This is a genomic window from Aquimarina sp. U1-2, from assembly GCF_017897595.1.
In the GTDB taxonomy this organism is placed as follows: Bacteria; Bacteroidota; Bacteroidia; order Flavobacteriales; family Flavobacteriaceae; genus Aquimarina.
In genome coordinates this window covers 255,966-270,533 of the sequence record NZ_JAGKIK010000002.1, presented here as the reverse complement: position 1 = coordinate 270,533, position 14,568 = coordinate 255,966, and the positions used below count along the sequence as shown (strand labels likewise).

At 35.7% G+C, this 14,568-nt stretch carries 9 protein-coding genes; 4 read left to right on the top strand and 5 right to left on the bottom strand.

Features of this window, described 5'->3' with window-relative positions:
• Nucleotides 1–92: 92 nt before the first annotated feature.
• The 5 genes from J8281_RS04015 to J8281_RS03995 all read right to left on the bottom strand — a co-directional run bounded on the left by J8281_RS04015 (nt 93) and on the right by J8281_RS03995 (nt 11,048).
• Nucleotides 93–2,849: a TonB-dependent receptor domain-containing protein gene (locus J8281_RS04015; RefSeq protein ID WP_210196304.1), complete on the bottom strand. Its 2,757-nt coding sequence runs from the start codon at nt 2,847–2,849 to the stop codon at nt 93–95.
• A gap of 250 nt (nt 2,850–3,099) precedes the next feature.
• Entirely contained in the window at nt 3,100–5,862 is a 2,763-nt protein-coding gene (locus tag J8281_RS04010) for a TonB-dependent receptor (protein WP_210196303.1), read from the bottom strand.
• Between the two features lie 665 nt (nt 5,863–6,527).
• A complete protein-coding gene (glmS, locus tag J8281_RS04005) occupies nt 6,528–8,375 on the bottom strand; it encodes a glutamine--fructose-6-phosphate transaminase (isomerizing) (protein ID WP_210196302.1) in 1,848 nt (615 codons plus the stop codon).
• A 15-nt stretch (nt 8,376–8,390) separates the two neighbouring features.
• Nucleotides 8,391–10,097: a DUF4270 domain-containing protein gene (locus tag J8281_RS04000; protein ID WP_210196301.1), complete on the bottom strand. Its 1,707-nt coding sequence runs from the start codon at nt 10,095–10,097 to the stop codon at nt 8,391–8,393.
• A 141-nt stretch (nt 10,098–10,238) separates the two neighbouring features.
• Nucleotides 10,239–11,048, bottom strand: a complete 810-nt coding sequence (locus J8281_RS03995; RefSeq protein WP_210196300.1) for a glycogen/starch synthase — start codon at nt 11,046–11,048, stop codon at nt 10,239–10,241.
• 110 nt (nt 11,049–11,158) lie between these two features.
• Here J8281_RS03995 and panC point away from each other — a divergent pair, with 110 nt between their 5' ends.
• Genes panC through J8281_RS03975 form a run of 4 tightly spaced genes read left to right on the top strand, consistent with a single transcriptional unit; the run spans nt 11,159 to nt 14,545 of the window.
• Nucleotides 11,159–12,007 (top strand): pantoate--beta-alanine ligase, encoded by an 849-nt coding sequence (panC, locus tag J8281_RS03990; RefSeq protein WP_210196299.1) that lies wholly within the window; start codon nt 11,159–11,161, stop codon nt 12,005–12,007.
• Between the two features lie 19 nt (nt 12,008–12,026).
• Nucleotides 12,027–12,377, top strand: coding sequence for an aspartate 1-decarboxylase (gene panD / locus J8281_RS03985; protein WP_210196298.1), 351 nt, complete (start codon nt 12,027–12,029; stop codon nt 12,375–12,377).
• Nucleotides 12,378–12,383: 6 nt separating this feature from the next.
• Nucleotides 12,384–13,349 carry a lysylphosphatidylglycerol synthase transmembrane domain-containing protein gene (locus J8281_RS03980; RefSeq protein ID WP_210196297.1) on the top strand — a complete coding sequence of 322 codons (966 nt, stop codon included), beginning with the start codon at nt 12,384–12,386 and terminating at the stop codon, nt 13,347–13,349.
• Between the two features lie 50 nt (nt 13,350–13,399).
• Nucleotides 13,400–14,545 carry an alpha/beta hydrolase gene (locus J8281_RS03975; protein WP_210196296.1) on the top strand — a complete coding sequence of 382 codons (1,146 nt, stop codon included), beginning with the start codon at nt 13,400–13,402 and terminating at the stop codon, nt 14,543–14,545.
• The last annotated feature ends 23 nt before the right edge of the window (nt 14,546–14,568 follow it).

Here is a 14,568-nt window from a genome sequence, read left to right as displayed (position 1 = left end):
TAATTGTCAGATGGAATTTGTCATTGAACATCTCCGGTTGATATTACCTTAATTGTTATGACTCATTTCATGATAATTTCTAATTTTCAATATTATAAGTTATTGATGGTCCATGACAAATAGTACTGAGAACCAATGAATCCAGTACCAAATGCAGTAAAGTATTCGTCTTGTAATAAGTTTGTCGCTCCTAATTTAAATGTAGACTTAAGGCTGGGAATTGTATAATTAACCTGCGCATCAACCACTTGGTAAGCAGGTACTTCACCATCGCCAAAAGAAGCTTCCCAGAAGAAGTTGTCACTCCATCTCCAAGAGGTATTAAATCCAAAATTCTTAAATAATTCAGGTTTACCAAAAGAGACTTTTACTTTATGTTCTGGTGTATTAAACTGTGTTCTAAAATCCGGATTTTCGTTAACATCAAAATCTAATCTTGCCCATGTATAGCTGGCATCTAGATTAAAACCATTAAATACCTTTGTCGATACCTGAATAGCTGCTCCATACGAATTGATATCCAAGTCTGAATTTGTATAAGTTTGGTAGGGTTGGAAATCGTCGTTTGCTAAAGCTGCTATCGAAAGAGAGTTATCTCCAACGGTACCATAAAGTGGCGCCACTACGGTTTCATTAGCCAAAAAGTCTTGATACTGGTTAACATAGGCAGACGCATCTATAATAAACTGTTTTACTTTACCACGGTAGCCCACCTCAAAAGAAGTAACCTGCTCTGGTTCTGCCAAGGAAGAATTTCCTATTTGTAAATCATCAGGATTGCCAGATTCGGCAAACGCTTCAACAGAACTTAGCAAATACGAATTTGTGTATGCTGCAGTACCTGTTTGTGTGATTTGTGAAGGCTGTCCTAATGCTTGCCCATCAAGACTTACGTCATATGTTCTTGAATATCGTTCTGGATTATCAAAAGCACTTCCAATTAATACCGCTCGACCTACATCTAAACCGATATATAGATCCTGAGTTGTTGGATTTCTAAATCCTGTTTGAAAAGACGCTCTAAAATTGTGGTTCTCGTTCAATGTAAAACCTGCTGAAATTCTTGGAGAGAAAAATCCATCAAATAACTCAGATTTGTCATATCGTATAGATCCTGTTAATTTTAATTCGAGATGATCACTCAGATCCATTTTTTTCTGAGCTTGGGTATAAACACCAAATTCTGAATAGGTAATAGGGCCATCAAAATCGGTAAAGATAGTTCCAAAAGAATTTAGACGATATGTTCTGAAAGATCCTCCCGCTTGTATCTCTACAGCTTCCCAAAGATGACCAAAGTTATAGTTTGCATCTGCGTGATAAATTTTCGAATTATCTTGAAAACGTGAACCTGTTGATAAATCAGGATCTCTTACTATCCTTTCTAGCGTTTGTTGAAACTCTGGGGTGCCTGGAATTAATCGGCCTGTATCGGCGGCTGCTCTTGCTGCGTCATGCTTTTGCTGCGTTGTTAGGCCTTGTGGATTGCCCGCCAATTCTATACCTGCATAAGTTTGTATATAGTCACCAAACCAATCTTCGTCGCTTTTCCATGCGCGATTAATATTGATTCCTGTAAAAACCATATCGTAAGAGTCGCCTGCTTTACCTTCGGTGAGGTAACCTCTTATAAAAAAGTTATCATTTCTTAGTTCTAATTTGTGTTGTTGCTGAAAGAAGTTTTTAATGTTATACCGGTTAGCACCTTGATAAATGGTATTACCAGAACCTACTTTACCTACATATTGGATCTCGAAATCTGTAGCCCAGGGGCGAAAATACAACCCCCAATCTGCCTTAATACTCTCTGCATTATAATTGGTAAGATCAACTTCATTATATCCTGTTCTACTTACTTCTACATCTGGAATAATTCCTAAACCAGAGGCTTCTCTAATATTCGTTGAAACTTCATCTCCATATACATTAATACCATCATAATCTGTATTTGCTCTTGTAAAACCTCTATTGAACCTGTCTTCTTGATTTGTGGCAAACCAATCGGTACCTTTTAGATATCCAAAATTAACTTTGGCTGCGAATTTGTCACTAAATTTATGAGCAGCTCGTATACCAAGGTCTCTATAGTCATTGTCTCCTGCAGCTTCTTGAGAGGTTACACCTCCTTTAACATAGGCACTAATACCTTGATGATCAAAAGGACTTTTACTACGCATAAATAAAATACCGTTAAATGCATTGGCACCATAAAGCGCAGATGCAGCTCCCGGAAGAATTTCTACACTTTGCACATCTGTTTCTACCATACCCAACAGATTACCCAAAGGAAAATTAAGGGAAGGAGCAGCGTTATCCATGCCATCAATAAGTTGCATAAATCGAGTGTTGGCAAAGCTGGCAAACCCTCTTGTATTTATGGATTTAAAGGTTAAACTGTTGGTATTGATATCAACACCTTTTAAATTTTCTAGACCCCCATAAAAATCTACAGAAGGCGTGTTCTTCACTTCTTTTATTCCGAAACGCTCTACGGTAACCGGTGACTCAAATATTCGTTCTGGTGTTCTAGAAGCAGAAATGATTACCTCATCTAGTTCTGTACCTTCTTTGAGCGTAATGGTTACATCTGCGGTTGACGAAGTAATTTGCGTAGCATTTTCTTCGAAGCCAACACTACTAACAATGATGGTAAAAGGTGGTGATTGTTCTACCGTTAACGAAAAAAGACCATCAAAATCAGTTACGGTACCTACTGCAGAATTTTTTAATTTGATGTTTGCCCCGGGGATCGGTTGGTTATTGTCATCTACAACCGTTCCCTTAATTGTGGTTTGTGCAGTAACAACAATGCCGAACATCAGCATTATCGCTAAAGTAATTGTTCTCATACCCCTTAAAATTTATAGTTACCAGAACAATATACGTTTTTTTATGAATAATTTAATAATTCGGTTAAACCTTTATGATTTTTTAAATTGTAAAACCCTTGAATGATAGTATTCGTAATTTATAGTGAATTTGATTACGATTTAGGTATTTGCAACTATCTACTAGTTTATGAATCCAAAAAAACCTGCCTAAATTTTAGACAGGTTTTATATGCAATTGTTTCAGTACTTAAATAGTCCTTTATGATGACTAAAAGTTATTCAATATTAGACCTACGTAATATTGACTTCCTATAAATCCAGAACCTATACCTGTGATATACTCTTCACCTAGCACGTTATTTGCACCTATTTTCAGTTTCGCTTTTAGGGATGGGATTCTATAATTTACTTGAGCATTAACTACAGTATAAGAAGGAATTTCTCCCGTACCAAAGTCAGATTCCCATAAATATGCGTCGCTCCAGATAGCATTTGCATTGAATCCAAAATTTTTGAATAGATCTGTGTTTCCTATAGAAGCTTTTACTTTATGTTTTGGGGTGTTAAAACTAGTTTGAAAGTCTGGATCTTCTTCCTGATCAAAATCTTGCTCGGCAAATGTATAATTTACGCCTAGATCAAAACCTTTAATTTGTGCTGTTACTCCACCTACAAAGCCATAGGAGTTGATATCAACATCGGCGTTGGTTGAGGCAGAAAAAACTTTTCTAGTTTGAATATTACTTACAGCATCTCTAGCAGCTTGTTGTTCTGCAGGAGTCCCATTAACGTCACCTACACCTGGAACAATTACTTCTTCAGTTGCTATGAAATCTTCATACTGGTTGTAATAAATGCTACCATCTAATATAACTGATCCAAATTGTGCTCGATATCCAATCTCATAAGCAGTAATTTTTTCAGGTTTCACAATATCTATATTCGCCTGTGTAGGATTGCCATCTTCTAATACCGAACTTGCAGTATACGAATTTTCATATGCATCACGGCCTGTAATTACATTTCCTGAAGGATCTGTAGTAACATATCTATCCAAATTATCAGGTGCCGATCCCAGTATTGCTAAAGCTCCTGTATCTAAACCTACATAAAGGTTTTGTGTAGTCGGATTTCTAAATCCGGTTTGAACAGAGGCACGAACATTACGATTCCTATTTGCTCCTAATGTATAACCAACAGAGAATCTAGGTGAGAAATTACCGTCGAATAATTGCGATTTATCATAACGAACCGAACCCGTAATTTTTAAACGCTCATCGATCAATTTCTTCTGTATTTGAGTATAAACACCATATTCTGAATATTTGATAACGTCATCAAAATCGGTAAATATAGTCCCCTCAGAATTTAATACATATTCTCGAAACGAACCCCCTAATTGTATATCGGCGAACTCTCCCGTTAAATGACTAAAATTATAATTAGCATCAGCATGTCGAAATCTTGTTTTATCTACAAACTGAGAACCTTCTGTAAGATCAGGATTACTAGTTACTTGATTAAATGCCTCTCGAAATTCTGCCGTACCCGGTACGAGTCTACCTGTTTGAGCTGCAGCACGAGCGGTTTGGTGCGCATCTGCTTCTGATTGACCAGCACCGAGTGCACCTAAATATGTTGTTGCATAATCTGTAAACCAACGGTTGTCACTTTTCCAAGCTCTATTAACATTGATCCCCGTAAAACGAATATCATACGAATCTCCAGCATCTTCGGCAGTAACATATCCTCTAACAAAAAAGTTGTTATTTCTGATTTCTATTTTATGCTGTTGTAAGAAGAAATTTCTTAAATTATATCTATTTGTGATTTGAGTTACCGTAGTACCTCGCCCTAATTTACTATTCAGTATAATTTCAAAATCATCACCAAATGGTTTGTAATGTAATGATGCGTCGAATTTTAGACTCTCTGCTTTATTATCGATTAAATCACCTTCTGCATATCCAGTTCTACTTACTAGGGTGTTTGGTAATAATGCCGCTTGTGCGGTAGTCAAAATAGGTTGGCCGGTTTCAGGATTAATAGCCTGGGTAAGTTGTTGTCCTACGACATCAAGCGTTTGTGCCACCTCATCCCCATAAATATTAAGTCCGTCGTAACCGGGTAGTGATGCTCTTGTAGCGCCTGGATTCGATAAATCACGCGCATCTGCTGCTAGCCAATCTGTACCTCTAAAAAATGTAAAATTAGCTTTTGCCGCTATTTTATCAGAAAATGCATGTGCCATTCTAACACCTACGTCATAAAATTCATTATCTCCTGCAGCTTCTTGAGAAGTAATCCCACTCTTGGCATAAGCGCTGATACCTTGATGCTCAAAAGGATCTTTACTCGTCATAAATAAAATACCATTAAACGCATTAGCCCCATATAATGCAGAAGAAGCTCCTGGCAAAAGTTCGATATTTTGCACATCAAGTTCATTAAGTCCCACCAAATTTCCTAAAACGAAGTTGAGGGCAGGAGCAGTGTTATCCATTCCATCAATCAACTGTACAAAACGTGTGTTTGAAAATGTCGCAAAACCTCTGGTGTTTATAGATTTAAGCGTAATACTATTTACGTTCATATCAACACCCTTTAGGTTTTCGAGACCCCCGTAAAAATCTGCTGCGGGTGTACTTTTAACATCTTGACTACCAAAACGTTCGATACTAACGGGTGATTCAAATAATCTCTCGGGCGCTCGTGATGCTGCAACTACCAGCTCATCTAAAAAAGTAATGTCTTCTAAAACGATCACAATGTCTTTTGTTTCTGAAGTGACTACAAACGTTGTAGCATCAAACCCTATACTTGAAGCCTCTAGGCTAAAAGGATAGTCCTTATCTGTAGTTAGGGAGAAATTTCCATCAAAATCTGAGATTGTAGATGCAGTGGTTCCTTTAACGGTGATGCTAACACCTGGAATTGGTTGATCAAAACTATCAATCACCCTACCATCTATAACATTTTGAGCAAAGCCAATAGTACTTATTAGCACCATTAAAAATGTGAATTTTTTCATAAGTAGATTCTTTTATAATTTAGGTTTTTTTCTTATGCATGCATAAGATGATGTATTTTGGGCTGCAAAAATAGACTTTTTTATGAAATACAAAAGAAATTAGTCTCTTAAACGATAAAAAATTGTTCTTCAACGATTTTTACTATTTTCAAAACAAAAAACATTCAACAATGCATACTATTCTAATAGATGTTACTACTTCGTTTTCGCATAAACTTATTTCATAACTCTAAAATTGATGATTAATTATATAAAGGATGAAGAAAAAAGTGAGTGATGTATCGATGCGTAAACTTAGTACTTGTACTGCCTAAAATGCGTCTATTTTAACCCGTCTTATTACAATTTCGAATATCACTTATAGGTAATAATCCCTTGATTGCGTCATGCTGAATTTATTTCAGCATCTCATAAATTATTAATTTTTAATACTTTATGAATTGGAACAATGAAACAAGTTCAGCAGGACTCGAAATCCAAGAGTCTTTACCGGTAATCCAATTACAGTAATAGCTAAATCAATACTTGTTGAGCCTACAATCAAAAAAATACTGATTAAGAAAATTTTCTTAATCAGCATTTTTTACTATTCGAATCGAGTAAATTACCTCGGAGGCAAGCCTTGTGATATTATATCATTTGGCGATGCCAATAAAATCTGAATGTTACTCTACCGTTACAGATTTAGCTAAATTTCTTGGCTGGTCTACATTCTTATCAAGCATTACAGCAATATGATAAGATAATAACTGTAGCGGTATAGTGGTGAGTAAAGGTGTAAGAAATTCTTCTGTTTCTGGTATTTCAATAACGTGATCTGCCAGTTCTTTTACAGTAACATCGCCCGCTGTAACGATCCCGATAATTTTTCCTTTTCTGGATTTTATTTCCTGAATATTACTTACTACCTTGTCGTAATGTCCTTTTTTTGTGGCGATAACAACTACAGGCATTTGATCATCTATAAGTGCGATAGGACCATGCTTCATTTCGGCAGCCGGGTAGCCTTCTGCATGTATGTAAGAAATTTCTTTTAATTTTAATGCGCCTTCTAATGCCACAGGAAAATTATAACCTCTACCTAAATACAAAAAGTTCTTCGCATTTTTATATGTATCGGCAATATGCCTTATATGACTATCAGATTCTAAGGCAGTCTTTACTTTCTCTGGAATTCTTTCAAGCTCTTGCAAATAATAATGAAAGTCACTGGTAGATATGGTACCTTTTCTTTCAGCTAGTTTTAATGCTATTAGCGAAAGAATGGTGATTTGGGTAGTAAATGCTTTTGTTGACGCAACACCGATTTCTGGACCAGCATGAGTATACGCTCCAGCATGTGTTTCTCTAGAAATTGAAGATCCAACCACGTTACAAATACCAAAAACAAAAGCGCCTTTTTCTTTAGCCAATTTGATAGCTGCCATGGTATCTGCAGTTTCTCCACTTTGCGAGATGGCAATAATTACATCATCCTGATGTATTACGGGATTTCTGTATCTAAATTCAGAGGCGTACTCTACTTCTACAGGAAGACGAACTAATTCTTCAAATATATACTCGGCTACAAGACCTGCGTGCCACGAAGTACCACAAGCAATTACAATAATTCGTTTGGCATTAAGCAATTTAGCAAGGTTATCATCGATCCCTGCCATTTTGATAATACCCTCGGCAACCCGCATTCTTCCTCTAAACGTATCACTTATCGCGTTGGGTTGTTCATATATCTCTTTGAGCATAAAGTGATCATAACCCCCTTTTTCTATTTGCTCAAGGTTGATCTGAAGTTCTTGAACATAAGGCTCGACTAGCTTATCGTCTTTAATTTTTCTAACCTTTACGCCTTTATTTCTTCGTACAATAGCCATCTCTCCATCTTCGAGATAAATGGCATTATTGGTATATTCTAAAAACGGAGAAGCGTCTGAGGCAACAAAAAACTCGTCTTCTCCCACACCTATTGCCAAAGGACTACCTAATCTGGCAACTACAATTTCGTCTGGTTTTTCTTTGTCGAAAACTGCGATCGCATAAGCACCTACCGTTTGATTAAGCGCTACTTGAACTGCTTTTCCTAATTTTATATTTTCTTTATTCTTTACATCTTCAATTAAATTGACTAATACTTCAGTATCGGTTTCAGAAGTAAAGCTAAATCCTCGTTTTTGTAATTCTTGTCTTAGCGCCTCGTAATTCTCAATGATTCCATTGTGAATAATTACAAGATTCCCAGAATTTGAATAATGTGGGTGCGAATTAATATCGTTGGGTACCCCATGAGTTGCCCATCGTGTATGTCCTATCCCTAAACTTCCGGTAGTTGGGATCTCGCTTGTTAATCGTTTCTCTAGATCTGCAACTTTACCTTTTGTTTTTGACAACTTAATATCGTTACCATCATAGAGTGCGATTCCTGCTGAATCATATCCTCTATATTCTAATCGTTTCAAGCCTTTTAAAACAATTGGATAGGCATCCCTATGACCTATGTATCCTACAATTCCGCACATTCTTATAATTTTTTGTTAGTTACTGGTTATATTATTTTTTGATACTGTATAAAAAATTTCGAGTTGTAATCGTTTCGATTCGGGAACGTTAGGCGAGTTTCCATACAAGATCGTGCCTTCGTGAGATATGATGGATGAGGTAGGGATAATCTCATCGCTCTCGTTAACAGTATCTCCGGTTGTGCTAGAGGTAATATTAACATTTTGAGAAACCGAAACTCCTAATTTTATGTTCTCAACATCTTCGTTAAAAAGATCAATGATATGTTGTGTTAATCGTATCCTGTAGAATTCTCCCTGATCATCAGCCCCACGATTAATACGGCCCAAATGATTTAAAATAGAATTAACAGGGTCACCAAGGTTACTTAATTGAAACCTTATATCTAATCCATAATCTCCTAAAATACTCCCATTCTCCATATTAAAAATATAGATTCTTTCGGGTTCTGCGTCACCAGAAGTTACTAGATCTTGATTGATGTAAAACTTAAGATTCGCATCATTAATTAACCAATTCTGTCTTTTTAAATACTCGAACTCATTTTCTTCTTCTCCGTTTTCGTTAACAACTGTTCTGTTAAACAGATCTATTACTGCTATAGACCCATCCCCTCCTTTGAGATATAAATTTTCTTCACCATTAATTTGATCTTGATTATCAGGTGCTAATTCTGCAGCGATCATAGGATTAAAGGCAGTATTAATAAAATTTATTGCGTTTGTTGAAAAAGATAACGTGAGCTCTTCTTGACTTTCGGTGGCGGGAGTATCGCCATTGGCAGCGGTTTCTGTCTTATAATACAACGTAATCGTAGCTTCTCTAAGATTGAAATACAACAAATTACCTGTTCCCGAGTCATTGGGTTCAGCCTTTAAATAAATTCCCCTAAAATAATTTTCAAAATTACTTGAATTACTCAGTTCTGTACTTCCTTCTTTGTCAAGAAACTGTTCTTTGAATGTTTCAACAGGCAGTTTGGCTCTTAATCTGGGCGCTACCCTGTTGCGATCTGGAGCTGTATCATCGTCAGATTCCGTATCTGGACTAGTTAGGATCAATTCAGCATTAGAAGGAACAAAAGAAGTATTAACAAATAATGGATCTTTAGACATTAACTGGGCTTCAAAATTCTCTAAATCGTTAGAATAATAAGCTTGCCTTTCTGTAGTTGAAGGGTCAAAATCCCGAAGAAAATAGTTGGATTGATATATCGATAATTTAAACGGCTGGTTTTGATAAATAGAATCCAGCTCATACGTAGTCACCATTTCAGGTACTATGACTGTAGTACCATCAGCATTTGTTAATGATACATCGACCGATCGTTGCTCTACAGGACGACTTAAATAAGGTAATGTTAAAACAACACTATCCAAAACAGCATTATTCCCAAAAGTAATGGGATATGACGGAGCTTGTATTTGTGAGAGAACACTATATACCGACTGGCCGTAAATAGGATCATTATAAACACCTAACATACTACTGTGAAATAAAATGTCTTGTCGACCTTCTATGGTATATGATAAATTATCTGTACGCACCCTTTCAAATTTTTTACTGTATGCTACAGGTATAGATACATACAGACTATCCTGAAAGTTTACATCGCCGATAATCTCACTTCCTACTGAATTAAAATCGTCTTCACAAGACAAAACATTGATAATAAACACTATGGCAGATAGTATTTTCATTAAAATATGTATCGGTTTCATACGTTTAAATTTCTTACTATTCGTTTTATCTGTTTATTTTTATTGTTTTTAATGGTCAGATAGAATCGCCATTTAATCACATCTATAGGTATCATATTAATTGTTATGGCTTATTTCATAAAATATGAAGTTTGTACACTCCTAGACTAATACCTCTGTTTGATAAAAGGCTTCATAGGCGTCTGCAAATTCGTCTGGTTTTTTATAGTCTAATACAGGTTGATCTATAGTTTTTAAATGCTCGGTAAGTTCTTCAGGAATATGTTCTGAACCTACGATAATTGCATCAGAATTATCTATAGCCACTTTCATCACGTTGCTATAGGTAGGAATATCTAAGTCCTTGATTTTTTCTTCATCGATCCCATCAAATTTAACTTTAGCCATCATGTTTTGGTCTAGTGTTCCTTTATAACCATGATCGTATACAGATGTAACTATTCTACTATGCCCAAATAGGGGTTCATTCGCATAATAATGTTTCAAATATAATGGTAAAAGTGAAGCTAACCATCCATGAACATGTATGACATCTGGTGACCAGTTCAATTTTTTAACGGTTTCAATAACTCCTTTTGCAAAAAATATGGCACGCTCATCATTGTCAGGAAATAAATTTCCTTCTTCATCTGTTAAAGTAGCTTTGCGTTTAAAATAATCTTCATTATCAATAAAATAAACCTGCATACGCTCTTTGGGTATAGAAGCTACTTTAATAATCAATGGCATGTCTAAATCGTTAATCACTAAATTCATCCCTGATAGTCGAATTACTTCGTGTAATTGATGCCTTCTTTCATTAATATTGCCATATCTGGGCATAAAAATTCTAATTTGACCGCCTTTACTATTGACCATTCTTGGCGCTTCAAAAGACATTGAAGAAATTTCAGTCTCTGGCAGGTAAGGTATTACTTCTGATGATACATACAATATCCTCTTATCTTTCATATAATCGATACTTTTATCGTCCTCCTTTTGGAATTAATTTTGCAAAATTACGAAAATTTATGCAGTCTGCCAGTAATATCTTATTTTTGCACCCTTTTAAGTTTAGGCTCATGTATGTATATAAAAAAAGACGAGATATAGTTGCTGCTGTTGCACCTTATTTGGAAGCACAAAGGACTATTGGTTTTGTACCTACTATGGGGGCTTTACACCAAGGACATATCGAACTGGTAAACCGTGCAGTTAAAGAAAATGAAGTAGTTGTGGTTAGTATTTTTATTAATCCAACACAATTTAATACTACTGAAGATTTAGTGAATTACCCTCGTACACTAGATGCAGATATTATGCTTTTACAAGAGGTTTCTACTCATATACTTGTATTTACTCCAGATGTAAAAGAAGTGTATCCAAGTGACATCACATCTCTTCATTATGATTTTGGAGGTTTGGAACATGAGATGGAAGGTAAATTTAGACCGGGTCATTTTGACGGAGTAGGTACTGTACTAAAGCATTTTTTCGAAATTGTGAAACCAACCCGAGCCTATTTTGGAGAAAAGGATTTTCAGCAATTACAAATTGTAAAAAAATTAGTTGACATTGAAAAAATGTCAGTGCAGATTATAGGTTGCCCTATTTTTAGAGAAGAAAGCGGATTGGCGTTAAGTTCGCGAAATAAAAGACTTAATAATGAGCAATTAAAAGCTTCTCCTCTGATCTACAAAACTTTAGTACAAGTGAAAAAAAAATTTGGCACAAAAAGTGTTATAGAATTAAAGCATTGGGTTTTCGAGCAATTTGAACATAACGCAACATTAGAATTGGAATATTTTGAAATTGCCAAAACATCAGATCTAAAATCAGTCGAACAAAAAAAGGAAAACATTAAATATAGAGCTTTTATTGCTGTGTTTGCTGGTGAAATAAGACTTATTGATAACATTGCCCTAAACTAAAAATAACTAACTTTGTAACATGTTTGTACACGTAGTAAAATCAAAAATTCATCGCGTTAAAGTTACCGGAGCCGATCTAAATTATATCGGAAGCATTACTATTGACGAAGACTTAATGGATGCTGCCAATATTATTGAAGGTGAAAAAGTACAGATTGTAAATAACAACAACGGTGAACGCTTGGAAACTTACGCTATTCCCGGACCAAGAAATAGCGGCGAAATAACCCTTAATGGTGCTGCTGCTAGAAAAGTAGCAAAAGGCGACGTGCTCATTTTAATAACGTATGCAATGATGGAAATCGAAGCTGCCAAAAATTTCAAACCCAAGCTTCTTTTTCCGAATGAGGAAAATAACTTATTAAAATAGCCGTAGTTGCATTCTAGACTCATAAAAATTATAAAAATCATACTCCCACTAGCATTGGGAGTTTTTTTAATTTGGTACTCTATAGCATCTGCTTCCCCAGAAGAACGTCAAAAAACATTTCAATATGTGTACCAAGCAGATCCTAAATGGATTATTCTTTCTATCGTTATGGGAATTACCTCTCACTTGTCTAGAGCCTACCGGTGGAATTTTTTATTACAGCCCTTGGGATATTCTGCAAAGCTTTCTAATTGCTTTATGGCAGTAATGGCAGGATATTTGGCTAATTTAGGAATTCCAAGGTCTGGTGAAGTTTTACGGGCGGGTACAATTTCGACCTATGAGCATATACCCTTTAAAAAAGCACTGGGTACCATAATTTCAGAAAGGGTCATCGATTTAATTATGCTCTTACTCATCATCGGTCTTACTTTACTTTTTCAATCTGAAGACCTGTTTTTTTACTTCAAAGAAAACATCACCGGAAAATTTTATATGCTCAGCGCCCTTATCGTTTTACTTATCGGAGGAGTGCTATTTCTGAAAATCTTAAAAACCACCCAACACTCTTTTTTAGTCAAAATTAGGGATTTTGGATACGGGATTTTAGAAGGCATACAAAGTATTTCAAAAATCAGGCAAAAAGTTGCTTTTATTATGCATACACTACTCATCTGGATTCTGTATGTCGCCATGTTTTATGTTGTCAAATTTACTGTTCCTGAAACCGCATCACTTACCATCGGTCCCATTCTAGCCACATTTGTTGCTGGTTCTATTGCTATGTCTACAACCAATGGTGGTATTGGTGCATTTCCATTGGCAATCGCTGCCATTTTACTTGTATTTGATATTGATCAACCGGCTGGCGAAGCTTTTGGCTGGATATTATGGGGGTCGCAAACCGCAGTAAATATCTTGATTGGTGCGCTATCCTTTTTATTTCTACCTATTCTAAACCGCGAAAAATAGGTAAATTATTTATATATTGCTCCTAGCTTAACCTTAATCCTAGCATACTTATGAAAAAAAATATAGTTTTTGTAATTGCTTGCTTGTTTGTAATTACAACTTATAGTCAGGCTATTTATGAATCGTTTAGATCCATTAAATTGGATCAAAGTAGAGAGCTAAAAATTCAACTCCCCCGCAATTACAAGAAAAATGTCGACAAGACCTATCCTCTTATCCTTGTATTAGATGGTGATTATCTATTTGAGCCCGTAGCCGGAAATGTAGATTATTTTTCGTATTGGGAGGATATGCCCGAATCGATTGTAGTGGGTATTAATCAAAGAAAAACAAGAGAAAACGACGTTCAATACGACGAAGCCGAATTTTTACCAACGTTGAAAGGGGCAGAGTTTTTTGAATTCATTGGTCAAGAACTTTTACCTTACCTTAACGAAACGTATCGAACCGCACAATTGAAGATTATAGTAGGTCATGATTACACCGCAAATTTTATCAACTATTTTTTGTTTAAAGATAATCCAATCTTTCAGGGTTATATCTGTTTAAGTCCCGAACTAGCGCCACCTATGGCAGATCGTATCTCAAGTAAATTAGCATCTTCTACAGATATTTGGTACTATTTGGCTACAGCAACCAATGATGCTGAAAGTATAAAAACCGAAGTGCGAAATCTCGATGAGAAAATGCAAGCCGTAGAAAATCCAGACATGCACTATTTTTTTGATGATTTCGACGAATCTTCTCACTATACACTGGTAGGAAGAGGAATCCCAAAAGCTCTTGAAGCTTTATTTCAAATGTATCGCCCTATTAGTAAAAAAACGTATAAAGAGGTTTTGCTACCTTTAGAAACATCGACATATGACTACTTAGTAGACATGTACCGTACTACCGAAAAATTGTATGGTATTAAAAGAAAAATACGCGTAAATGACTTTGTTGCGGTTTCAACGGCTATGATAAAGAATAAAAAATGGGAAGAATTAGAACCTTTGGGTAAATTAGCTATCAAAGAATATCCTGAAACGATGTTAGGTCACTACTTTCTCGCTATGTTTTATGAACAAACAGGAGAGCCAAAAAAAGCCATGAGATCTTATGAAAATGGTTTTCAGCTTGAAGAAGTTGCTTTTCTAACTAAAGATTACATGTTGGATAAGGTGAATAAAATTAAGGATGATTTTGGGTGGTAATACACGCTTTTTTATACCTCACT

Coding starts and splice junctions, on each gene's coding strand:
- J8281_RS04015 (WP_210196304.1), bottom strand. CDS start 2,849: ATGAGAACAATTACTTTAGCGATAATGCTGATGTTCGGCATTGTTGTT.
- J8281_RS04010 (WP_210196303.1), bottom strand. CDS start 5,862: ATGAAAAAATTCACATTTTTAATGGTGCTAATAAGTACTATTGGCTTT.
- glmS (WP_210196302.1), bottom strand. CDS start 8,375: ATGTGCGGAATTGTAGGATACATAGGTCATAGGGATGCCTATCCAATT.
- J8281_RS04000 (WP_210196301.1), bottom strand. CDS start 10,097: ATGAAACCGATACATATTTTAATGAAAATACTATCTGCCATAGTGTTT.
- J8281_RS03995 (WP_210196300.1), bottom strand. CDS start 11,048: ATGAAAGATAAGAGGATATTGTATGTATCATCAGAAGTAATACCTTAC.
- panC (WP_210196299.1), top strand. CDS start 11,159: ATGTATGTATATAAAAAAAGACGAGATATAGTTGCTGCTGTTGCACCT.
- panD (WP_210196298.1), top strand. CDS start 12,027: ATGTTTGTACACGTAGTAAAATCAAAAATTCATCGCGTTAAAGTTACC.
- J8281_RS03975 (WP_210196296.1), top strand. CDS start 13,400: ATGAAAAAAAATATAGTTTTTGTAATTGCTTGCTTGTTTGTAATTACA.